Origin of the sequence: Enterococcus sp. DIV1639a (assembly GCF_050530445.1) — a bacterium.
Lineage (GTDB): Bacteria > Bacillota > Bacilli > Lactobacillales > Enterococcaceae > Enterococcus_B > Enterococcus_B hirae.
Genome location: NZ_CP172886.1, coordinates 1,802,202 through 1,823,303 on the forward strand (window position 1 = coordinate 1,802,202; position 21,102 = coordinate 1,823,303).

At 32.5% G+C, this 21,102-nt stretch carries 22 protein-coding genes, 1 tRNA gene and 2 pseudogenes; 5 read left to right on the forward strand and 20 right to left on the reverse strand.

The annotated features are described in order from the left end of the window. Window positions 1–240: 240 nt before the first annotated feature. From IGJ32_RS08080 to IGJ32_RS08090, 3 genes are all read left to right on the forward strand, one after another. Window positions 241–462, forward strand: a complete 222-nt coding sequence (locus IGJ32_RS08080) for a hypothetical protein (RefSeq protein WP_284613499.1) — start codon at window positions 241–243, stop codon at window positions 460–462. A 304-nt stretch (window positions 463–766) separates the two neighbouring features. After that, window positions 767–1,051, forward strand: coding sequence for a hypothetical protein (locus tag IGJ32_RS08085; protein ID WP_228012170.1), 285 nt, complete (start codon window positions 767–769; stop codon window positions 1,049–1,051). Between the two features lie 693 nt (window positions 1,052–1,744). Then, complete coding sequence (locus IGJ32_RS08090) at window positions 1,745–2,017, forward strand: hypothetical protein (protein WP_342081791.1); 273 nt, start codon at window positions 1,745–1,747, stop codon at window positions 2,015–2,017. A 213-nt stretch (window positions 2,018–2,230) separates the two neighbouring features. Here the strand turns inward: IGJ32_RS08090 and IGJ32_RS08095 are convergent, their stop codons facing one another. From IGJ32_RS08095 to IGJ32_RS08105, 3 genes are all read right to left on the reverse strand, one after another. Continuing rightward, window positions 2,231–2,644 carry a DUF4231 domain-containing protein gene (locus IGJ32_RS08095; protein WP_010718761.1) on the reverse strand — a complete coding sequence of 138 codons (414 nt, stop codon included), beginning with the start codon at window positions 2,642–2,644 and terminating at the stop codon, window positions 2,231–2,233. A 1,482-nt stretch (window positions 2,645–4,126) separates the two neighbouring features. Then, on the reverse strand, window positions 4,127–4,819 hold the full coding sequence (locus tag IGJ32_RS08100) for a DNA-directed RNA polymerase subunit omega (RefSeq protein ID WP_081123338.1): 693 nt from the start codon (window positions 4,817–4,819) through the stop codon (window positions 4,127–4,129). Window positions 4,820–5,233: 414 nt separating this feature from the next. Continuing rightward, window positions 5,234–5,566 carry a putative quinol monooxygenase gene (locus tag IGJ32_RS08105; RefSeq protein WP_010718759.1) on the reverse strand — a complete coding sequence of 111 codons (333 nt, stop codon included), beginning with the start codon at window positions 5,564–5,566 and terminating at the stop codon, window positions 5,234–5,236. A gap of 91 nt (window positions 5,567–5,657) precedes the next feature. On the opposite strand from IGJ32_RS08105, the pseudogene IGJ32_RS08110 reads away from it, so the two are divergent. Then, a pseudogene (locus tag IGJ32_RS08110) lies at window positions 5,658–5,854 on the forward strand (DUF5960 family protein); the annotation flags it as partial. Between the two features lie 556 nt (window positions 5,855–6,410). Here the strand turns inward: IGJ32_RS08110 and bsh are convergent. Then, window positions 6,411–7,385: a choloylglycine hydrolase gene (gene bsh / locus IGJ32_RS08115; RefSeq protein WP_002295271.1), complete on the reverse strand. Its 975-nt coding sequence runs from the start codon at window positions 7,383–7,385 to the stop codon at window positions 6,411–6,413. Window positions 7,386–7,547: 162 nt separating this feature from the next. On the opposite strand from bsh, the gene IGJ32_RS08120 reads away from it, so the two are divergent. Then, on the forward strand, window positions 7,548–7,805 hold the full coding sequence (locus IGJ32_RS08120) for a hypothetical protein (protein ID WP_002295273.1): 258 nt from the start codon (window positions 7,548–7,550) through the stop codon (window positions 7,803–7,805). A gap of 370 nt (window positions 7,806–8,175) precedes the next feature. Here the strand turns inward: IGJ32_RS08120 and IGJ32_RS08125 are convergent. The 16 genes and pseudogenes from IGJ32_RS08125 to IGJ32_RS08200 all read right to left on the reverse strand — a co-directional run bounded on the left by IGJ32_RS08125 (window position 8,176) and on the right by IGJ32_RS08200 (window position 21,053). Beyond that, a tRNA-Ile gene (locus tag IGJ32_RS08125) sits at window positions 8,176–8,248 on the reverse strand. Between the two features lie 421 nt (window positions 8,249–8,669). Then, window positions 8,670–8,867 carry a cold-shock protein gene (locus IGJ32_RS08130; protein WP_002293041.1) on the reverse strand — a complete coding sequence of 66 codons (198 nt, stop codon included), beginning with the start codon at window positions 8,865–8,867 and terminating at the stop codon, window positions 8,670–8,672. Between the two features lie 420 nt (window positions 8,868–9,287). Next, window positions 9,288–9,845: a DUF3800 domain-containing protein gene (locus tag IGJ32_RS08135; protein WP_409541431.1), complete on the reverse strand. Its 558-nt coding sequence runs from the start codon at window positions 9,843–9,845 to the stop codon at window positions 9,288–9,290. Between the two features lie 262 nt (window positions 9,846–10,107). Continuing rightward, window positions 10,108–11,124, reverse strand: a complete 1,017-nt coding sequence (locus IGJ32_RS08140) for a peptidoglycan recognition protein family protein (protein ID WP_161440307.1) — start codon at window positions 11,122–11,124, stop codon at window positions 10,108–10,110. Window positions 11,125–11,134: 10 nt separating this feature from the next. Further along, on the reverse strand, window positions 11,135–11,332 hold the full coding sequence (locus IGJ32_RS08145; protein ID WP_034698416.1) for a phage holin: 198 nt from the start codon (window positions 11,330–11,332) through the stop codon (window positions 11,135–11,137). Then, entirely contained in the window at window positions 11,332–11,553 is a 222-nt protein-coding gene (locus IGJ32_RS08150; protein ID WP_010718827.1) for a hypothetical protein, read from the reverse strand. Before IGJ32_RS08150 ends, IGJ32_RS08145 begins: the two co-directional genes overlap by 1 nt. 46 nt (window positions 11,554–11,599) lie before the next feature. Next, on the reverse strand, window positions 11,600–11,728 hold the full coding sequence (locus IGJ32_RS08155) for an XkdX family protein (protein ID WP_080292486.1): 129 nt from the start codon (window positions 11,726–11,728) through the stop codon (window positions 11,600–11,602). Between the two features lies 1 nt (window position 11,729). Further along, window positions 11,730–12,119: a hypothetical protein gene (locus IGJ32_RS08160; protein ID WP_081125323.1), complete on the reverse strand. Its 390-nt coding sequence runs from the start codon at window positions 12,117–12,119 to the stop codon at window positions 11,730–11,732. Window positions 12,120–12,134: 15 nt separating this feature from the next. After that, on the reverse strand, window positions 12,135–12,659 hold the full coding sequence (locus tag IGJ32_RS08165; protein WP_164885458.1) for a hypothetical protein: 525 nt from the start codon (window positions 12,657–12,659) through the stop codon (window positions 12,135–12,137). Continuing rightward, complete coding sequence (locus tag IGJ32_RS08170) at window positions 12,659–13,018, reverse strand: hypothetical protein (protein WP_034698422.1); 360 nt, start codon at window positions 13,016–13,018, stop codon at window positions 12,659–12,661. The genes IGJ32_RS08165 and IGJ32_RS08170 overlap by 1 nt, the downstream gene beginning before the upstream one ends. Window positions 13,019–13,021: 3 nt before the next feature. Continuing rightward, a complete protein-coding gene (locus IGJ32_RS08175) occupies window positions 13,022–13,639 on the reverse strand; it encodes a hypothetical protein (RefSeq protein WP_034698423.1) in 618 nt (205 codons plus the stop codon). Then, complete coding sequence (locus IGJ32_RS08180; protein WP_306453783.1) at window positions 13,626–13,901, reverse strand: immunoglobulin-like domain-containing protein; 276 nt, start codon at window positions 13,899–13,901, stop codon at window positions 13,626–13,628. Before IGJ32_RS08180 ends, IGJ32_RS08175 begins: the two co-directional genes overlap by 14 nt. Window positions 13,902–13,916: 15 nt before the next feature. After that, window positions 13,917–14,813: pseudogene (locus IGJ32_RS08185) on the reverse strand (phage baseplate upper protein); the annotation flags it as partial. A gap of 12 nt (window positions 14,814–14,825) precedes the next feature. After that, the gene (locus IGJ32_RS08190) at window positions 14,826–17,537 is read right to left on the reverse strand and encodes a phage tail spike protein (RefSeq protein ID WP_430610381.1); all 2,712 of its coding nucleotides are present in this window, start codon (window positions 17,535–17,537) and stop codon (window positions 14,826–14,828) included. Continuing rightward, window positions 17,534–18,274: a phage tail protein gene (locus IGJ32_RS08195; RefSeq protein ID WP_161440394.1), complete on the reverse strand. Its 741-nt coding sequence runs from the start codon at window positions 18,272–18,274 to the stop codon at window positions 17,534–17,536. The genes IGJ32_RS08190 and IGJ32_RS08195 overlap by 4 nt, the downstream gene beginning before the upstream one ends. Then, window positions 18,264–21,053 carry a phage tail protein gene (locus tag IGJ32_RS08200; protein ID WP_430610977.1) on the reverse strand — a complete coding sequence of 930 codons (2,790 nt, stop codon included), beginning with the start codon at window positions 21,051–21,053 and terminating at the stop codon, window positions 18,264–18,266. The genes IGJ32_RS08195 and IGJ32_RS08200 overlap by 11 nt, the downstream gene beginning before the upstream one ends. Between the last annotated feature and the right edge of the window lie 49 nt (window positions 21,054–21,102).

A 21,102-nucleotide genomic window follows, 5' to 3' on the forward strand; every position in this document is an offset into this window, starting at 1 on the left:
TCTTTTCCACTTTGTAACTATCGTAATCTGCTGTTGTGCAAATCATTTCCTTTATATATCTATTTTTATCAATAGGTGATTAAAAATTCACATTTTTTATTTTGTAATTTAATTTTTAGATAAAAAACAACTTTGTATATCTTTAGACAAGTATTACAGAATGATATATTTTTTTATTAGGAGGTTTATTCCTTTCATTCCTACATGGAAGGAAAATATTTTTATTTTTGGAGGAAAAAAATGGGAACTTTTTTAGTGTTAGTAGGTTTAATTGGTATTTGTTGGGGGTTAGTAGGACTAATTCGATCATTTTTCAAAAAAGGGAATAAAAAACGAAACTTTATTATTATAGGAACAGCATTTATTCTTATGATTTTCGGAGCGTCTATCTCTCCTACCAGTCATTCCGATAGTTCAAAAGCAAGCACACAATCTGAAAAAAAGATCGAAACAAAAAGCTGAACGTAAAGAAAAAGAAAAACAAAAACTTGAAGCTGAGCGTAAGAAACAAGAAGAAGAAAAACAAAAACTTGAGGCTGAGCGCAAAAAACAAGAAGAAGAAAAACAGAAACTTGAGGCTGAGCGCAAAAAACAAGAAGAAGAAAAACAGAAAATTGAAGCTGAGCGTAAAGCACAAGAAGAACGTCAAAAACAAGCTGAAAATGAAGCAACAACAGCACTATCACAAGCTGAAGCTCATCCAACTAGAGAAAACTATAACTCAGCAGCTACTTTAATCCAGGCTATTCCAAACGGCAATCAACACTTGTCTGCTCGACTAGCTACAGTAGATGCAACGATCAAAGCCAATGAAGCAGCTGAAGCAGAACGACAACGGCAAGCTGCGGCCGCACAAGAACAAGCCAATCAAGTTGCAGCAGCACAAACACCGCAACAAAACAACGAACAAACGGTTTATATTGCTCCAGATCATGGTACAAAATATCATTTAAATCCGAACTGTTCGGGACTTAACAATGCAAATTCTGTCGTAGCTATCTCGCTGCAAGAGGCCCAAGCACGTGGATATACGTTGTGTAAGCGTGGTTAATCTAAAATAATAAAATGAACTGTGACAGCAATGTCTAGCTCTGATAACTAAGCCGGAGAATCCGAAAATAGTCTCTACTATTTTGGACTCTCCGGCTTATTTCAAGGGGTTGATGCTTGAATACCGTGAATCAGAGGTTGTGAAAAGAGCGTTTTGACCTGAGCGCTCACCAAGTAAAAACTGCGACGAATAATCGCAGGAGCATTAAGAATGAAAATCTCGAAACAGCTCCTCATGTTTTGAGATTTTTTGACTTATCGCCGAAGGTCAGCTCTTTGAACACCGTTTAGAGCAAGAGGTTGTGAAAACATCGGGGAGCTCCGATGACAATAAGAAAAAATTTTTTGAAATAGTTTCTCATATTTTGAAAAATTTAGGCTTATTTCAAGGAGTTGATGCTTGAACACCGTTTATCCATTTTCAAAGCACAATGTAAGATTTGTCTCCCTAATTTATTTTTTATTGTGAACATTTCCGGTGTCCGGTCTCTCCTAACTTTACTTAAGCATGGTCATACAAAAAAACAGAAAATTTTTACAGCCATTCCTCTGATATTAATAGTCGGATATTAGCTTAAATACCATAAATTTTTTTGCGTTTCTCCTTTACAAAAAGAACGTTTGTTCGTATAATGCTATTAAAGAATATTTACGGATTGGCATCCTCGAAATCGCTCATAAGGGAGAGTCCACAATGATTAAGAAATATGGCACAGTAACAAAAATAAAAATACTACAAATTGGGGCTCGTCCCTTGATAAGATTTAGCTTGAATGATACGAACTGTTTAACCGCTGGTCATGGTTTAAACTTTCTTGCTGAAGTAGATGAAGGAATGAAATTAGTAATCAGTGGCTATTATAATCAAAGAAACCAATTGGTCGTCAAAGAATATCATGTGCTCGGTCCCACGAAAATACTGATTGATTTTAAAAAAATCAAGAAAGAATTTATTGGTAAAAAATAAAAATTAGTTTTGAAGTATATAACTCCCGTCTAAAAAAATCAGAACTTTTTTGTAAAAGAAAAAAGGTATCCATCTGTCTCAGCGAGTAGGTTTGGATACCTTTTTAAATCAGCAAAATTAAGTTCATTTTTTATTTATATATAAATGCTGTTCTAGGATTACTTATTGTTCCCGTCTCTTTGGTACCTTTCTATCTTTAAACGGATGATATGGTTAATTGCTTACTTGATTAAAGTCAGAAATGATATCATTCAACTCCGTTTGAAGTGTCGAAACAATCAAATGAAAATTTTCTTCATCCGTTTTATCATATGGGGATGTTTTTGTTACATAAAGCAGCTTCTCGTTTTCTATTTTCATTAGAACCTGTGTTGCGGTTTGTACTTTGTTTTGATAATTAAACGCAGACATTCCACTTTGAATAATCGTTATGATTGCGGAAGCAATCGAAACGACTAATAACAAAGACTTATGATCAGATGCCTCGTGAATTAAGATAGGGATAGCAGCAGATAATACGATTTTTATAATATTCCCTATGCCAATGATTCTATTATACGATTGAATATCTTTTTTTAATTTATTAATTGTAGAATCAATCGATTCAATAAACGCTTTTTGATCCATATCATTTCTCCATTCACTTTATTAAAATTTGGTCGTAAAACTATTATAATTGGATTTACCTATGTTTCAGCTAATTACAAATCAAAACAAACGGCTATTAAATAACAATCATTATTTTATCAAAATAATGATATATTTGTCAATGATAGTATTCGTGCACGGATAAAAGCTATTGAAAAGATCTGAACAAAGATTTAATCATTACAGACGACATAAAAATTACATTTGATGTTTGCTCACAATCTCTGACCAACCGAGCAAAGTAAGCTTGATTGATTTAAAAAATTTATACTGTGAATACTATTGCCCACAGAATTGTCAAACGTGCCCATCTCTCCCCTAACTGTCTATAATGGTAGATATGTGTAAGCAGTGCCTAACCGAAAAGTTGGCATGAAGCATGAAGATATAAGTCATAAAGATATCTCTATTATTCAACTATATGATCAAGTGTCATATGAAAGTATTGAACGAACTTCGATAAGTCCAATGACTATATCAATAATCAACAACGAAAATTTTCTGGACAAAATATTTCTCTGCCAACAAACCAAAAAAGGATGGCTATAATTAGCCATCCTTTTTTATAAATACCTCAATGAGTATCATTTTTCATTTTAAAGGCAAATTGTTTGGATAATTATTTTTAATAATTACCTAAAACTCCTTATCTTAAAGACGTTCGTTCAATTCTTTGGCAAGGTCTTCAAAGCCTGGTTTGCCTAGAAGTGCGAACATGTTTTTCTTGTATCATGTGTACATTTATTACTTTTTTTCTCTTTTGTACCGTTAGAAAACGCTGAAATATCAGTATTTTATCTATCTCCTGCTTTTTCCATCTTTTCTGGTTTTTAATATCACTATCACCAAAACTATCACTAGTTTTTCTATTATTTTTACTTTTTTATATGCATATTGAAACCGGAGTTAGAACAATTAATATAAGAACGAAAAAAACTCAGCCAAGAATGATTGGTTGAGGTCTTTAGCTACTCAAAGTCAGATTTGAATCTTTCGGTTTTAAATTTAGCAAAGGATTTAATGAAATCATTGATTTAATCTCTAAAGGCACAATTTCACATCTCATATTATTTTTCCTTATTTGTAAAATTTTTTCTAGGTATTCTCTACATATATACCTCCGATTTGTAAGTAACGTTAATGGTATAGAGATACCACTTAAGACAAATAACCGATCACAATCCACCAGAACTGGCATGCGAAATGGCGATTTAATTCTAGAAGTCTCTTTATTTGGTAAAATTTCAAATCTATTTAAAGGTGGAAGACCTTTTTTAATATGTTTTAGTCTTTTTGAAGTACAAACAAAAAGACCTTTCCCCGTTTCCTGTCGTTCAGCAAAAATATAAATATGTACTTCCCCTCCATTTTGAGAGGAGATATTTTTGTAGAATATTCAAATAAAAATTATTTAGCAACAAAATACTATTTTGTTAAAGAAATTTAAACTAAAAAATACATCTATTTTCCTGTATGTTCAGTCACGATTTCTTGTGATCTATTTGCTGTGTCTTCTACATCGCTTTTGGCTTTTTCCAGTTTTTCAATATAATTATTCAAATTACTGTTTTCTGATTGCTCTTTTTCTAGTTTTTGTTGAGTACTTTGCAATTGGTTTTTAATAGTATTTTTTTCATTTGACAATTGATTAATTTGTTGATTTAAACTATTAACAGTATTTTGAGCATCATTAAATTTATTTTGTTCTGTTTGTAAACGATTATTCCAATCAGTGTTTAATTGATTTATTTCAGCTATTTTTTGATTTATTTCATCAATTTTAGCATTGATTTCATTTTGTTTACCTTGCAATTCAGCATTTTTTCCTGATAATTGATTCTCTAAATTTGTTTTATCTATAGTTAATTGATTTTTCTCATTTTCCAAAGTCAACACTTTTTGTTTATATTCTTCAACGTTAGCCTTTACTTGCTCAAGTTCTTGATTATTTGAAGATAATCGTGAATTTAAACTACTAATATTTTGCTCTTTATTTTCTAGTGCTTTATCTAATGACTCCAAATTATGATTGATTTGTTCAATATTATCTTCTCCACCCCATAACAAAATATCATCGGCAAAGTTTTTCCCTGCGATCCCTGCTAACACTAATCCACCTATAATTAATCCACTTACTACAATTTTCTTATTCATATCACCATTCTCCTTAACACAAACTGAACAAATTATAGTTAATGATTTCACAATCAGTCAATTTAAATATGTATTTTTTTATTTTATTTTTATAAATCTTTTTCTTAATTCGGATAAAGTCAGATGTAACTGCATACAAACATTATTTTTAAAACATTGTATTAATTAATTTAAAATTAGATACAGTTATTAAATTCACATAAAAAAGTCTACTCTTTCGGATAGACCAAAACATCTAACACATTTATTTTACCAATTTAAGAGATTATATATTCTATATTTTTGAAATAAAAAAATACCCGAAGGTGTATAAAAAATGGTTTAGTTATAGATAAATTAACTTAAGAGTACTGTTACTACAAGTGTTCTTCTCACTCTAAAGGAAAAACTATCCTATCAAATAAAATAAGCACATTATTTTCTTATAAAAGCGGAGTCTTTTGCGGAAATATTTTTTATATCTGTTACATATCTTTCAACTTTCATATGCAAATCATATTTTTCTCTAAGTTTAGTAATATGAGCCATCATCGGAGATTCATGATGTTTGTCTAGTGCATCTTGATCTGTCCAACTATCAATTAGAAGAATTGTGTCCTCATCATTCATTGAAAAAAAGTATTCATATTTAATATTGCCTTTTTCTGCACGGATATCTTCTACAACTCCAGTTGAAACCATCTCTTTTGCAAATTTTTTCGCATTTCCATTTGTACCACTATAATAAATGTTCACAGTAATAGCCATTTCTTTACCTCCTTGTATATTTATCTATCCTTATATACCCTGTAGGACTCGAACCTACGACAGGACGGTTATGAGCCGTCTGCTCTGACCATTAGCAATAGAAGATAGCTTATTAATTAATCTCTATTCTTCCAATAAAAACTACTTTAAAATCCCTGCTGCGAAAACGAGAATGAAGAAAGATGTATATTTGATATCGTGACGAATGTGTCAGACGCACGGAGCGGTCATCGGCGTTATGACTATATAAAGTATACTTTCGTTGATCCAGAAAGGTATAAAGATTAAAGTAGGCTACCTAAAAAGGTAGCCCGGAACGGATTTTATCACCATACTTATAAAAGGAGATATTTTTAAGTTAGTATTAAGATTGTGTAATATGATGATATCTATATTTTATAGTATCAGTGCTATAAAACCAAAAATAAGTCACTAATTAACTACCACTCCAATTATAAGTCTTTTTCCCATTATTTTTTATAGTTATATGGTATGCTTTTTAATGGCTTCAAATATAAAAGAGTTTAAAGCGTAATACACTTATGGGGAAGTGGTTTGGGGTGCGCTTTAAACTCTTCTTTATTATTATCTCACAGCATGCTTAAAAGGTCTATGGATTAAGTTATGTAAAAAAGTGCCTCTTTAAACGTCCTAAAATCCAAACAAGGATAGCATAATATACACTATCGTTGATCCAGAAAACAGGTAAATAAATTTTGCAAAAGCAATAAGTTAAAAACATTACAAAAAAGACAAGGATATCACATCAAGAAAAAATGTTTTGAAAATATCTTTGCCTTTTTTGTATTATATCTATATTAAATAATCAATCACAACACATTAACTAATTTATATATTTAATTTGTTGTTTTTCTATAATTGGATAACTAATTAACTTATGACTATCTAAGTCTTCTTTATTCATATCAATTGCAGTAATTTGACTGTCTTCATATGTTCGATAATAATAGATTCCTTTGTCAACATTGCAACAAGAAGAATAAATTGTATATTCATATTTTCCATCACCAACATCACACAAACCTTTTTGTTGTTCTACTGAACCTAAGATATGGAAAAATTGACTAATACTTTCTGACTCTGAATCTCCAGATACAGAATTCAGCTTCGTAAAAGTCGCTTTAACAAAACGAGATACTGAGGATAAATCTCCAGGCAAGCCTATCCCTCCCATACCGCGGCTATAGGCATTCAAACTTATTTGATTTGAAAAATTATTTTTAGGAGTTTCACTCGATAAGACACGATAATTGTTTAAATTAAATAATTGATAGTCAAATGAAGGATTATTGGTAAGAACGCCCACAGGGTTATCATATATATGAAGTCCATCTTTCATACTTTCAATGACAATTGATTTTTCTTTATCAGCTAATAGCCAATGTAAAGGGGATAAAGGAAGTTCATCACTATAATTTATATTTGCTAAATTGATATTTTTTAACAATTTTTTAGCTTCTCCTACTGTTGAGCATTGTCCTAAAATCCAAGGAATAAATTCAAAAGGAGATACATTGTCTTTCCCTTCTTGTATTTCTTTATAATCAGCATACCCAGAAAAATTTAGCCCAGCCATACTCAATCCTTTTTCATTTGTCGCATCGTAATAAAGAGGGTAGTCAGCTATACCAGCGGCAATACCAATCATTGCATAATGAGTATCCAAATCATTTACCTTTCGAAAATTCAACTTATAATTTCTTGGAGTAATAGTGACTACTTCATTGTAAGATATTTCATAATCAAAATTCCTTCCAAAATAATGATCACTTGTTACATAAGTAATAGACGTACACATAGTTTATTCCTCCTAAATATTTTTCTGTCCACGTTCATATTACTCCAAAGTTTTCCTCATTCCAAAAGAAAAGCACAGAATACACAAAGAAGCGTTTTTATTTGTATAAACTATATCAAAGTTCTATACTTAAATTATCAAATAAAAAGGACGTGAAGATAAATGTCAAATTTAGAAAACAAAGAAGAAAAAGTTGTAAACAAAATTGTTTCTGTTGTCAATAAACTGGATAAAGAGTTAGACGAACTTGATACGCTATCTGAAAATCCAGAAAAAAAACATAACCTAAAAAAATGGTTAGTTGAACGAAAGGCTATTCATGAAATTAAAAAAGTTCTTCATGAAGCTGATAAATATGAAAAATATGATGAAAAAGAACTTGATAAAGAATTTAAAGAAATCAATGACTTATTACTCTGATCTATTAAACGACTCATTATGAGTCGTTTTTTTATACAAAGAAACTATCTGGAGGTAATCCAAATATAAATATTGATTGTAGTACAAAAAAGAAGCGTCCGAAGACGCTTCGCTGTTTAAATGCGTAAAAAGATTGGGAAATTGATTCATCAGCTATTACGACTATTATTATAATCTCATCCTATAAAAAATCAATACTAAAAAACTATTCTTTCGAGTAGCTCTGAACAGATGTCATCATAACTTATGAAGGAAATAGACATAAGATTGTGTATAAAAAAATAACCGCCCGAAGGTGGCTGAAGAAAGCTTTTATTTACATAAATACTCTTCTAAATAATTTTAACACAGAACTAACTTAATTACTATATGTACCCTGTAGGACTCAACCTACGACCGGACGGTTATGAGCCGTCTGCTCTAACCAATTGAGCTAAAGGTACGAGAAGCCATCACAACTACTGCAAACAAAAAGAATGGACATAGACTAGATAATAATGGTTTTCATTCTTTGTTGTGATGGCACATTAATTATTACACATTTAATAGCAAAAAACTAGATTGTACTTATTCTTTGTAAAATATATTATTTTATGCTATTATTTCCAAGTCATAAAAAGAAAAAAGCTTCAGATACTTATCTTTTTGGGGAAAGACTCTAGGGTGAGGGAGTATCTGAAGCTTTTTTCTATGTTTATTATCTCACATAGTTATTTTTTAGTCTATTATTTGCTTAATTTTTTATATTATAATAATTTTATTTGCTCCTTAATTAGTAACGAACTACTCTAAATTGCTAGCAATAATTACGGTATCTAGCTTAAAATAAAAAAACACCTCAAATGAGGTGTTTAAAGTTCAACATTATTTTACAATATTTACTGCTTGAGGGCCACGTTGACCTTCTTCAATATCATAAGTAACTGCTTGGCCTTCATCTAAAGACTTGAAGCCTTCTCCCTGGATCGCTGAGAAATGTGCAAATACGTCATTTCCATCTTCTCCAGTGATAAATCCAAAACCTTTGTCTGAGTTAAACCATTTTACTGTACCGTTATTCATATATATTTCCTCCTGATACGTATATAATACGTGTTTTGTTGCAATTAATATTACTTTGTAAAAGGAGTTTTTATAGTGTGAATATATCGCTCAGATTACGTTTCAAATTAGATTACTTGTTTAGTATAACACGAATGTAATGGTAACACAAGGATAACACGATTTAATATAAAGAACTATATTTAAGCATTTAGAAGAGTTAATTGCAGAACGAAAATACAAATACAATACTGATTAAAATTAAATAAAAAAACCACCTTTTGGAGGTGGCCCACAAGGGACGGCGTACTTACATTACGCTTAATAATTATTATCGTATTCCTTGTGTCGGCAGTGCGAAATTAATTCGCCTGTAAGTTAATCATAAAGTAACTATCTGCTAAATGCAATAGTTATGCTTAAAAAAATTTAGCTTATTTTTTAAGGCAACCTCATACAAGAATGTTCCGGTATATTTCTCATTTCTCTGTTATCAATCTTGAACGATGTCCATAATCTGTTTGCCAATATATCACTAGCTTGTATCAAATAATTATGTTTAGAATCGCAATAAGACACATTTATTTCTAACTTACCTTTCCAAATAGGTTCATAAAATACACCATAATTAAAATTATGAACACCATTTTTTAGTTCTTCATATACTGATTCCTCAAAATTATAATAGCCATTACTTGCAGTGGCTTGCTCATCCACACAGATACATAGCTTTAAGTCGTCCTCTGGATTCAATAATCCTCTATTTATCAGCAACTTAATTTTTTCTTTGACCAGTCTTTTTAATACATAATCTTTATATCTGTGTATTGATTTTTTATGATCTAAAATATTTGACTGTACCCTTTTGATATCAACTGTTAATCCCATACTATGTTCGTTTTTTAAAACCCTGTATAATTCGTATTTTTCACTTTTATCTAAATAACAAGCTTTTAATTCTTCTCTGTTACCTCGTTTGGTTTGGATTCGTTGAACCACTTTTTTATATTTTCTTTTTGCAATTTATTTATTATCCTTGCCAATGAATGCGTATCCAGCGTAGACAAAAAATCTATTAGGTGCATTCCTATGCAAGACGCCTGAATCATCAAAAAATAAATGTAATTCTTCCAACAGCCGCTTCTCCGATCATTTGTTATAAATATATGTTAATTTTACATCTTAGCCGTCTTTATAACAATAACTAAAATTGCAGATGTAGCCTAATTATATGTACTGCCCCTCAACGAGGGGCCATTTTTTATCGTTGCGGAATATTTAAATACCAGCGTTTATCATGAAAATCTTGTGCTCCGCCTTTAGTGTTCCCTTCTGGATCATTCGTTGCCCGCATCATTACATAGACTTTCTTATTAGGAAAATTACGCATATTGAAAGATACATGATAACCAACATTTCCAGAAGTATTATAAGCTTGGTTTACATCTGGTCTATAAATTCCATCAGCTCTTACTCGAGCTAATTCTTTTCCAGTATTGTAATCCATAATGAAAATATACTCGTATTTATAGTTAGCAATATGCCATCCTGCTACATGCAAGTTTGCGTTTTCGATTTCTCCGAACTGATCAATGTGGGCGTAATTTGTTCCATCTGTCAGCGTAGGATTTGCAGCACCTGCTCTAGTTGGATCAATGACTGGTTTATCATCTGAAGTAGTTGGATTTTCATCGGTAAATCCATGAGCTAAATCATATGCTAATTTTTCTTTACTTACGCCCATTTCAGAAAGATAACCGTAAGGATCTGTATGATCGCCCCAGATATTTTGTGTTACCCATAAATGCGATTTGATTCCTGGTTGGTTATAAGGAGTGTCTAATGTTAATGGAATACCATATTTCATTGCTGAATCTCTTGCCAATTCAACGTATACTTTATAGTTCTTTTCAAAAGTTGCTTTATCATGTGTGTGTTGTAACTCAATCTGCACAGGACTATTGGCATTAGCATACGAACCAGCACCGTACTGTACATAACCAGGTTGACCGACTTGATAAACAATTCCGCCGTCTCCCACAATATAAGCAGTGTAAGCGCTAGTCCATGAACGTTGCATATACTGCGCTTCATTTCGTCCTGTTGCTGTTTCGTTAGCCGTCTCATGCAGTAAAATGTACTGATTATTTGCTACTTGTGAGCTACCTTCATTTACACCTAAATTAAATTCATTGTTAATAGTGTAGGCAAAAGCATTCGAAGGCAATAAAAAAAGAGCCGTTAACAGGCTCAATGATAAAATGATTTTCTTCTTCATTTGTTTCCTCCTATTTTTTCAAATTATAAGCAGACACACCAGTGATAACGCCTAAAAATGTTGCTACTGCATTGATAGTGAGTACTGTCATGTCTGTTCCATTCCATCCATATGCTTTCCCTAATGTGGCTACTAATACAGATAAAGCAGGCAATACCGTAAGTACTGTCCATTTAATAATTTGATAATATTTATCGGGTAAAATCATTACTTCTCGCCTCCTTTCATTTCCTGAATATCGTGTTCTGCTTCATTCATCCGTCCTTCTAATAGAAAAGTACGTTCAACAATATGGTTATGCTTCTCAACTTTTTTCTCCAATTGCTCAATTCGATAAATGGTCAGTTTATTTGAAAAAACAATGCCTGCAAACGTACCAACTAACGTTCCTGCAATACTTAAAGCAGAAATAATCGCATCAATACTCATCGTTCACCAACTTTCCAACAAAAAAGCATACTCCAGGGAGCATGCCTTAACTTTCTTTATTAATAATTTTGTCTGCTTCTTCCTCTGTAATGCACAACGGAACAAATTGTCGAACTTGATCTGCAGTAAAGCAATTCCAGTCATACATCATTTTGATATCTTCATAGGAATACATATTATTCTCCCCCTTCATTTTTCGATGATTGAAGTTGATCTTTCAATAAATCGATTTCTTTACTGTTTTGAATAGTTGTAAGCATCGTTTTTGAATTGATTTGTGCTAACGAATCAGCTCTTTTTGTTAATTCTTCATTCGCTTGTTTCAATATTTTATTATCATCTTGTAACCCTTCAGATAAATTTTCTAGCAGAGCTAGTTTTTTAGAAAAATCTTGTGTGACAACTTCTTCCCATTTCCGTTCACTCGGATTCCAAAATTGACGATCTAACGGAATATCTGGTAATGGTGGTACCAAGGTATACGGCACTCCTTCTGGAAAATCATCTGGCATGTTTTCCCATACCTTGCAACCTACCGGATAAAGATATTCATACATTGTTTTCATCATTCATTCCCCCTATTAATTTGGCCACGCATCATTTGTAAAATAGCTGACGGTTCCAGAACACTCTTGATTTTCTGGTAAATTTGTAGTAGAAACCATCACAGCAATTCCCGAAGCATTCGCATAAACAGATAATGCAGGATTTCGATTGGTTTTATTCGCCAAAGTTCCACCCCAATCCTTTAGCGAAGTTGGAGTATATCCTTTTGGAAAAGCCATTAAGTTTTTCCATCCAGCAAAATTTGCTGATTTATTTGTAATCGCAAAATTAGCCACTACACTTCGTCCACATCGTTCAAATCTGACTGAACTTTCATTGGTAAAATCTGTTGTATTCGTTGTTTTTACTGTTTTTGAAACAAAACGATCTAAAATTACTGGTACATCATTCACTGTTGGTGTTTGTAAAAAGTTTTTAAAACCATCAACAGACTGATTACCAGATGTTTGTACTAATGCTTCAGCTCCATCAATTGCTCTAAAATGAGTTTTTAAATATTTAGGCACACCATTTTCTTTTAATTGCACAATATCAGACATTAAACTTCGCCTACTTTCTCAAATGTAATATTTGCTATTCCATCTAATTTTGCTTTATCTTCTTTGGACATTAACCCATTAGCGGCCGTCGTAGCTACAGATGTCGTTGTAGCATTTGTTCCAGGATCTCCCTTATCTCCTTTTGGTAATACAAAATTGAATCTAGCCGCAGATGAGGTTCCTACATTTGTAACAGAAGCAGTAGATCCACTAGTAACTGTACCTACAGTAATAGTTGCAGCTTGCCCAGGATCTCCTTTATCCCCTTTAATAGTTTCAGGTTTGCCTTCCACAGCATTCCAATGAGTTTGTGGAAAAACCTGTACACCGCTTTGTTTTACCTTTACGATATCTGTCATTCTCTATACCTCCCCAATTTTTTCAAAAGTAAAATTTGGAATTCTCTCGTTTGTATAGGTTTTAGCTTGATCAACTGCTTCTTGAAATTTTTGGTCGACATATAATTGATTAACACCGCCAGATTCACTTCCGCCTGTAGAACTAATAGTTCCATCTTCTGCAATTGATATATTTACTCCCGCTTTTAAAACTTTTAGGGATTCTAGTTTTTCTTTTAATTCTTCCGTAAAATTAAAATCTGTTTGCTTAATTGCAGATAAAATACCTTCTTCAGTGATTTCTAAGTGTTCACCAACTTTTATGCCCCCTAATTGTTCATTAGTAGCAATTGGTAAAAGATATGTTCCACTTTCACCATTTACAATCTTTTGAAACATTTCGGCAGTTAAAATACCATCAGTATCTTCGCTTGCGTAAGGTAGTTTGGTAATCGCATTTTCTAATCCTAAATCAGCCTTCGTTAGAATGACTGCTCCAGATTTACCGTTAACCGAAAGAACTTTTGACTGTCCCGAGGTAATGTTTTCTAATCCTAAGACTGCAGAAACATGAGTAATTGGCATAAATTGACGTTGAACGCCTGTGTCGTCTGTTTCCATCATACGTTTAATCTGCACCAATTGATTCACCTTCTTCCTGAACAACAACTGATTTTCTTGTTAATTCTATAGTCATATTGTCATAAAGTACGACTTGTACTTGATCACCTAATTGAATTGTTTTTCCAGTGTAGTATTTAAATGCGCCATTTTTTAATTCATTGGAAGGGACGATATCTTTTTTCTTACCATTTATTTCAATACCAATTTTTTTTGCATCAAATACTTTGCATGTACCAGTAATCCAATCTGTTTTTCCAACAATATATGGATTAATAGTCAAAATCTTATCTATTACTACTTCCTCCAGAGTAAATACACGCTGTTCTTTATCATCAATTGTGGCTACAATTAACGCTCCTTCGGATATATTATTTTCAATACTTTCCACTTTTTCTATCTCATGATTCCTAGAAAATAAATCATCTTGTAGAATATCCACTACTTCAATTTCAGCATACTCGATAGTAAATAAGCTTGTTCGTAGTTTTTGATACAAATAATTCATATCGGCAAGCAAACGTTCTGAAATTGAATTGTGTCGTTTTCCTTGAATATCTACTCTCGCATCCATTAATTCCGCAAGCATTGTTCCACCAGGATCAATCGTCTTTAAAATATCCTTGATTGATTCAAACCATGCCAAATAGTCTGATTCTTGTCCTTCTCTCCAATCTTGGAAACTGTGTTCCTGTTCTTGTCTCCAACGTTCAAATTCTTCTTTCCTTTCATTCATCCAGTCCGTAAAATCGCCTTTATTTTCATTAATAAAGTCCGTCATATCCGCAATTAAATCTTCGATTGATTGCCAATAAGAACCCATTTCTCCTTCTGTTTTTGAAACAGCATTAATGACAAAATAAGAGAAGTCTTGAGTTGTTCCAATCAAGTCTTCTCCTTTAAATATAATGAAATTGGCTGTTTGTCGATGTAAACACTGCATGGAATATTTATCAAAAATATAGTTAATTTTCCCTTTTTTAGCATCCACAATTTTTGTTTCTAATTGGACTGGATATTTCCCACCTACAACTGATTCAAAATATACCTTACATTCTGATAAATCGTAGGGAAGACCATTTTCAACTATAGTCGCTTCCATAACCTCTGTATTCTTATTGCCTTGTCGAACTTGAATCATCCCCACATAATTATATGGTTCTGTTGTACTTAAAACGACATTCCATTTACTCATAGAATCACCACCTTAAAATTGGATATAATTTCTTGGATTCTCAAAATCAACAACTGGCTGTGGCCAATAATTTTTCATAATTTGAAAATGTAGATGTTCTCCTGTAGATGGACCAGTTGTTCCCATCAAGCCTATTTGAGCGCCTTTCTGGACTTTTTGTCCAACAGAAACATCAATACGAGACAAATGAGCATAACCTGTCCACTTCCCATTATTATGTTTAATAACCACGTAATTACCATACCAGTCATAATAATTAGCACCAGCCTGAACAACTTCCCCATCTAATGCTGCAAAAATAGGTGTATTAGGATTTCCATTTACAAGATCAATTCCATTATGGAATTCTTGTTCATTATTTATTGGACTAGTTCTCCATCCACATTCTGAAGTAACTCTCACAGGTTTTTGAATCGGACAAATAAAATTTCCTCCAGGTTCTGGACTAGTTAATCCATGTAATTTGTTATACCAAGATTGGGCATAATTTTGGCGTTCTGGATGTGCAGAAGCTGGGCGTTCGAAGTTCATTTCAAAAACATACGCTGCACTTTTGGCATCATTGATCGATTTAAATCCTAATACTGTGGTTGGATTTACTTTTCCGAGCCATTGACCGTTGAACATACACCAATCTAATAATTTTACTTGGGCTTCAATACTTCGATAATCTTCTTGAATCCCTGCGGTGTTCATCAAACGCTGAACATACTCTCGTCCGTTCCAAGTTGGTGATCCGACTAACGGATAAGCAGAACCATCCCATTGAACAATCCCATAAGCTGGACCACCAAGTTGTTCTGTATCAGGGTTCATACTTGCTCCAACCTCCCCCTGAATATTTCCTAGAATACCTGCAGCTGCATATTCAGAATAACCACGAGCTTTCAATATTGTCCAAATTTTCCATGCTCTTTTTTCAGCTTCCGTCGTCAATTGAGGAGGGATAGTTCCAGGATCACTTCCTCCACTGTTGTTCCCTGTGATTTCTTTTCCGTTGACTGTGAGTTTGCCTTGTACATCTAAGTCTCCAAAATAAATTGCTTTACCATTTCCTAATAAAACTAATCCTTTACCAACTTTAGGAGAAATCAAAATATATTTGCCGTCTCCATTTGTACGAATAACTAAAGAATTATCTTCAATAGGTGTGGGAGTAGAAGCTCCAGGAAAAGGATTACCAGCAGAATCAGTTGTTCCAATCGTTCCAATTGAACTATTAGAATTCCAAAACTCCATTCCTTTTTTGGTTAACTCCATTATTTTCTTTTTGTTATTCCAAATTTGAAGTAGTCCATTAACTAATTTCAATACATCTCCAGTTTTATTAAAAGAGTTTTGAAAGATATCTGCCTTTATTAATCCTGTTTGAATAAAATTAGCATTGAATATACTATCCAATGTCCAAGCGGAATTAAAAGGACCATTCCAACCATTTTTAGAAAAGGCAATTCCATTTTTGTTCATTCTTAATACTTCTTTTGCCTTGTTTAAATCAGGACTATCCATTATAAAAATATTTGAAGGTTTTTCTTTTGGCCATAAAACTACATAACCGCCTGCATTTCCTTGACCTGCAATCATAGAGGACACATAATCATTAAAACTACTCATATAATTATTCGTAGCATAATCTTTTAATTTATCTTGAATAGTTACAGCTTGTTGTTGATAAAAAGCAACTTGAGTATCCCCAGCTTCCAATTTCAAAACCTTTTCAGATAATGAATCATATTGAACACCACTAACTTTCGATTCAAAATATAGTTTATATTTTCGATGATATATTTTAAACGTATCAAATAACCCATAATTTCTTATCTTAGCGAATTCTTTTCCTTCTTCTGTGTCCGTTAATTTATCGAACTCAACGGTAATAGAAATCTTCGGTTTATCACAGCCTGGATTAATTGTTTTGAAATAATTCTTAGCTATTTTATTTAAACTATTAACATCTTTAACTCCCTGTTCTTCTGTGAATTGAACGTGTTCTGTATATACATCAGAATAATTATTAATATATTCGCTATCTACTGGCGATCCATAAATTCGGCTAGTTGTACCTGTATCACTTTGAGGATCAGCATAAGGAATAATTCTTGTTTTCACGCCTGTCCAATCTAACTTAACTTTTAATCCAGATAAATCTTTTCCATATCGGATTGTTCCAATATTGTCACGGCCTCTTCGTTTTAATAAGGATAGCTTAAATGGCTCACGTTTAATTTCTCCGCCCCAATACTGAAGTAAAGAACCTTGTTCGCCAGCAATACAATTTAAAACATTTCTTGCTTCAAAAGTTGTACTTGATACAGTTGTAATATCAGAATATAGGCGTATATCTGATTTTTTATCCATATTGTTTTCAATAATTGCCATTGCTTCTCGACCAGTTTTAGAGTCTACTTCAGCAAAAGTAACTGCTCGTCTTCCAAGCCGATTTGTACGACTCTGGGCATAAATAGTTACAGTATCTAAAAAAGTATCGATATCTTTATCATCAATAAAAAAGATATGATACTCTTCTTGGTCATTTGGTTTTGCTTTTATTTGATAGTCATTTTCAAAATATTCATCAAATCGAGTGCCTAATGGATACTCCAACTCTAATTCATATTTTCCATTTGCTACTTCATATATTTCACATTTTGTAGTGTCCTTCAAAATCCCTAAACCATTCGTAGAAAAATCTGTCTCGGTAGGACTATATATTCTTGGTATCATACTTTTCTCCACCACCTTGGTATTATCTCAAACGAATGTATGTTATTCGTCCATTTGATTTCATTTTTTCCAGGATATAGAAATGGAAAATCTAAAAATAAAGTGACATGATCTTGATGTTCTAAATTGCCATCTAGCTTTCGATAAGACTCTTCTAGTTTAGAATCTATATATAATTCTCTATCTAATAGTTTCAAATCATATTTGTCATTATTAATATAAAAAGAAGCATCTCCAGAACCACTCAATTTAATAAGCGGTTTTGAAGCATACTTCTCTGGATTAAATAACTCGAAAGCTTTTATCTGTTCAATAGCAAAACGACCACTATAATTTTCTTTGAATGGTCGAAGACTAACTGTAAATTCAAATGGAACTATATTCCCTGTTTTTCTTGTTCCTTTAAATTCTGGTGCCTCGGTTACTATAGCTTGATAGATATATTGTTGATCGTAATAAAGAATAAAATCACTGTAAGAGTTCATATCTAACCATTCAGTAATTCGATCTTCCCATTCCTGCACTAGATCAATCGATGGTGCTTTGTAATAACATTCAATTTTTCTAGTAACGTTTTTGTAATAGGCTTTATCGATAATAATTGAGTCATTGCCTTCACGTTCTCTCAATTCAATTACACGACTAGCTGAAACAGAGGCAGGCCTATTTTGAATATATACGTTAAACTCAGAAGAATAATGTTGATTGATAATGAATTGTCCTCTTTTAAGTTGCATATAATGTTCCTCCTACTGCACCAGCATCTCGTTTCATTTGTCTTGTCAATTCTGTTTTAATTTTTGTGGTAATCTTCCGAACCATTGAATCAGGTAAATCTCCATAAACATTTAAGTGTAAATGAATTTCTTTTGTTTCACTAGCAGATATATTTTGCTTTGTTTGTGTAACTGGTAGGTGCCTTATTCCATTTACTACAGGTTGAACAGACGGTGTTTTTACTAAATTTGTCATGGTTTGATCTAGCTTACTTTGCTCTTTGTCAATACCAACAATAATACCTTGAACAATATTTTTACCAACCATATCACGCATCCATCTTGATGGAGAATGAATATCTAAAGCTCCTTTAATCCAATTTTTGATATTACCTGCAATACCTTTAATAGTCTTTTTCAATGCATTCCATTTTTCTACTACACCATTGATAAGTCCATCAATGATATTCTTACCGATTTCGAATAAATTGATTTCCCTTAATGAATCAAAAATTTCTTTCACCCGATTAATTGCTTTTGAAACACCATTTTTTAGATTAGTCCATGCATTTTCAGCGGAGTTAACAATTCCAGTAACAATATTCCAGAAAGATTCCTTGATGTTATTCCAAGTATTGATCATGGAATTCTTTATAGAAATCCATGTATTGTATGCTATATCTTTAATGTTCTGCCAAGTATCTTTGAAGAACTGTTTAATATTGTTCCAAGTAGTAATAGCATTATATTTTAAATCAATCCAAGTTTGAATAATCCCGAATTTTAATTCAATCCATTTTTGAATAGCAAAATACTTAATGTCAATCCAAAGATTAATAAAAAAGTATTTTACATTAATCCAAATTGATTTAGCTTGACTTACTACTTCATTCCAAATATTTATCAAAGTAAGTTTGAAACCTGTCCAAATATTAAACGCAGCAAAATAAATATTTGTAATGTAACTAACAAAAATATTTTTTATAGACTCCCAAATATTTAGAGCACTTTCTTTAATATTATTCCATACACCAATCATGTTGTTTTTTGTTTCTTCCCATCCACCAGAAATCATGGAGGTAATAAACAAAACTGGCGTAAGTATAACATTTTTTAAAATCTCAAAAACATTTTTACCAATCTCAACTAGATTATTCCATAAGGTCTCTAAATAAAAAGTGACATGCAAGAATGCGTTCTTTAAACCTGTAATCAATGGACCAGCAACTTCCATGATAGAACCTTTAATTTCATTCCATTTTTCAGTTGCTGAATCTTTTATGCTCTGCCAAATATCAGAAAACCATTGCTTTGTATTTGACCATGCGTTTTTTACACTATCAACCGCATTCATAGATGTTTCTACTGTTTTATCAAATAAACCTGTTGCTCCATTTTTAATGCCTTGCCAAGTATTTGAAAACCATTCCTTTATTCCAGACCAAGCATCCTTGACACTCTCAACAGCATTTGATGCCATTTCTTTAGCAGAATTCCAAGTATCAATTCCCCAATCTTTTATATTCTTTAATACACCAAGTACGGAATCTTTTACATCATTCCAAACGGATATAACTTTGTTTCTAACCTCTTCGTTGGTTGCCATAAAATAGCCAAATACAGCAATCGCTCCAACAACGGCTCCAACAATCAAAACAAACGGATTTGCGGCGGCTATAGCCCCCATAATTTTTATTGAATTTCCAACACCGATTATGGCATTCTTAAAATTATTGAAGCTTTTTATAATTGCTGGTATTCCTTTAAGTTGAAACATAAATGCCCCAAAAGCGGTAGCTGCTGGAACAAGAAATGGCAGCATAAATTTCAAAGCAGAACCAAATTTTTGAACTGCATTAAATAAATCACCTAAAAATGATACTGCTGTAGGAATATTTGCAGCAATTACTTTCAAAAAAGATTCCATGGAACTTCCAACTTTATCAATAATCCCCTTAAATCCACCTAAATCAGCATCCACTAGGGCTTTATTTAATCCTTCTATTACTTCGCCAACACCACGAGTAACAGCTGTTTTGGCATTCTGGATAGAGGTTTTAATCCCTTTAGTTGAATCTTTTGCAATTTGATTTAATGATTTAAGTCCTCCGCCACCTTTAGTATCCATTTCTATTAATTGATTTTGGAACTCTTCAACAGAAATCTTACCTTGAGACAACCCTTCTTTAAGCTCTCCCATTGTAATTCCCATCTTTTTAGCGATAGCAGATAGAGTAGGACCAAGTTGAGCATTAATCATTGAATTCCAAGTTTGTGCGTCTACTTTTCCATTTGAGAAACTTTGAGATAGCTGAATAACAGCTTCATTTACTTGATCAGTTGAACCACCAAACCCGAGAATCCCATCATTTAATGCTTTAAATATTTGAGTCGAACGAGTCAAGTTCCCAGTAGAAGAAGCAAGAAGTTGTACATGACTTATCGCATCATTCAAAGCGGTAGGAAGTCCTTGAATACCTTGAGATAAAAGCCCATTTTTTCCGATATTCTTCATAATTTCAGAGTTGCTGAATCCCATATTTTGGAAATTTCGTAGAGCATTATTCATCGTATCTACTCGATCAATTGCTCCACTTACGGAACCTTTAATTAGATCAAAACCAGCTCCAACAATTCTAGTCACTCCACTGGCTAGAAAGCTACCAGCAAATATTTTCCAAATACTACCTAATGAACTGCCACTTTTTCTACTCGTTCTTTCGATAGTTCCATCAAAAGAACCTAGCTTTTTGATAGCATTATTCATACCAGCAGTAAAACCTGATTCATCTAATATCATCTTCAGAATTAGGTCATCGTTATTCAAAGTATCACCTCCTAAAATTGGG

What these genes read in the sequence shown, in the direction of transcription:
- IGJ32_RS08100 (WP_081123338.1), bottom strand. Translation starts at nt 4,819, where the DNA reads ATGAATAAGAAAATTGTAGTAAGTGGATTAATTATAGGTGGATTAGTG.
- IGJ32_RS08120 (WP_002295273.1), top strand. Translation starts at nt 7,548, where the DNA reads ATGTCAAATTTAGAAAACAAAGAAGAAAAAGTTGTAAACAAAATTGTT.
- IGJ32_RS08150 (WP_010718827.1), bottom strand. Translation starts at nt 11,553, where the DNA reads ATGAGTATTGATGCGATTATTTCTGCTTTAAGTATTGCAGGAACGTTA.
- IGJ32_RS08165 (WP_164885458.1), bottom strand. Translation starts at nt 12,659, where the DNA reads ATGTCTGATATTGTGCAATTAAAAGAAAATGGTGTGCCTAAATATTTA.
- IGJ32_RS08195 (WP_161440394.1), bottom strand. Translation starts at nt 18,274, where the DNA reads ATGCAACTTAAAAGAGGACAATTCATTATCAATCAACATTATTCTTCT.
- bsh (WP_002295271.1), bottom strand. Translation starts at nt 7,385, where the DNA reads ATGTGTACGTCTATTACTTATGTAACAAGTGATCATTATTTTGGAAGG.
- IGJ32_RS08130 (WP_002293041.1), bottom strand. Translation starts at nt 8,867, where the DNA reads ATGAATAACGGTACAGTAAAATGGTTTAACTCAGACAAAGGTTTTGGA.
- IGJ32_RS08155 (WP_080292486.1), bottom strand. Translation starts at nt 11,728, where the DNA reads ATGTATTCCTATGAAGATATCAAAATGATGTATGACTGGAATTGCTTT.
- IGJ32_RS08140 (WP_161440307.1), bottom strand. Translation starts at nt 11,124, where the DNA reads ATGAAGAAGAAAATCATTTTATCATTGAGCCTGTTAACGGCTCTTTTT.
- IGJ32_RS08200 (WP_430610977.1), bottom strand. Translation starts at nt 21,053, where the DNA reads ATGATATTAGATGAATCAGGTTTTACTGCTGGTATGAATAATGCTATC.
- IGJ32_RS08105 (WP_010718759.1), bottom strand. Translation starts at nt 5,566, where the DNA reads ATGGCTATTACTGTGAACATTTATTATAGTGGTACAAATGGAAATGCG.
- IGJ32_RS08080 (WP_284613499.1), top strand. Translation starts at nt 241, where the DNA reads ATGGGAACTTTTTTAGTGTTAGTAGGTTTAATTGGTATTTGTTGGGGG.
- IGJ32_RS08170 (WP_034698422.1), bottom strand. Translation starts at nt 13,018, where the DNA reads ATGACAGATATCGTAAAGGTAAAACAAAGCGGTGTACAGGTTTTTCCA.
- IGJ32_RS08090 (WP_342081791.1), top strand. Translation starts at nt 1,745, where the DNA reads ATGATTAAGAAATATGGCACAGTAACAAAAATAAAAATACTACAAATT.
- IGJ32_RS08190 (WP_430610381.1), bottom strand. Translation starts at nt 17,537, where the DNA reads ATGATACCAAGAATATATAGTCCTACCGAGACAGATTTTTCTACGAAT.
- IGJ32_RS08095 (WP_010718761.1), bottom strand. Translation starts at nt 2,644, where the DNA reads ATGGATCAAAAAGCGTTTATTGAATCGATTGATTCTACAATTAATAAA.
- IGJ32_RS08145 (WP_034698416.1), bottom strand. Translation starts at nt 11,332, where the DNA reads ATGATTTTACCCGATAAATATTATCAAATTATTAAATGGACAGTACTT.
- IGJ32_RS08160 (WP_081125323.1), bottom strand. Translation starts at nt 12,119, where the DNA reads ATGAAAACAATGTATGAATATCTTTATCCGGTAGGTTGCAAGGTATGG.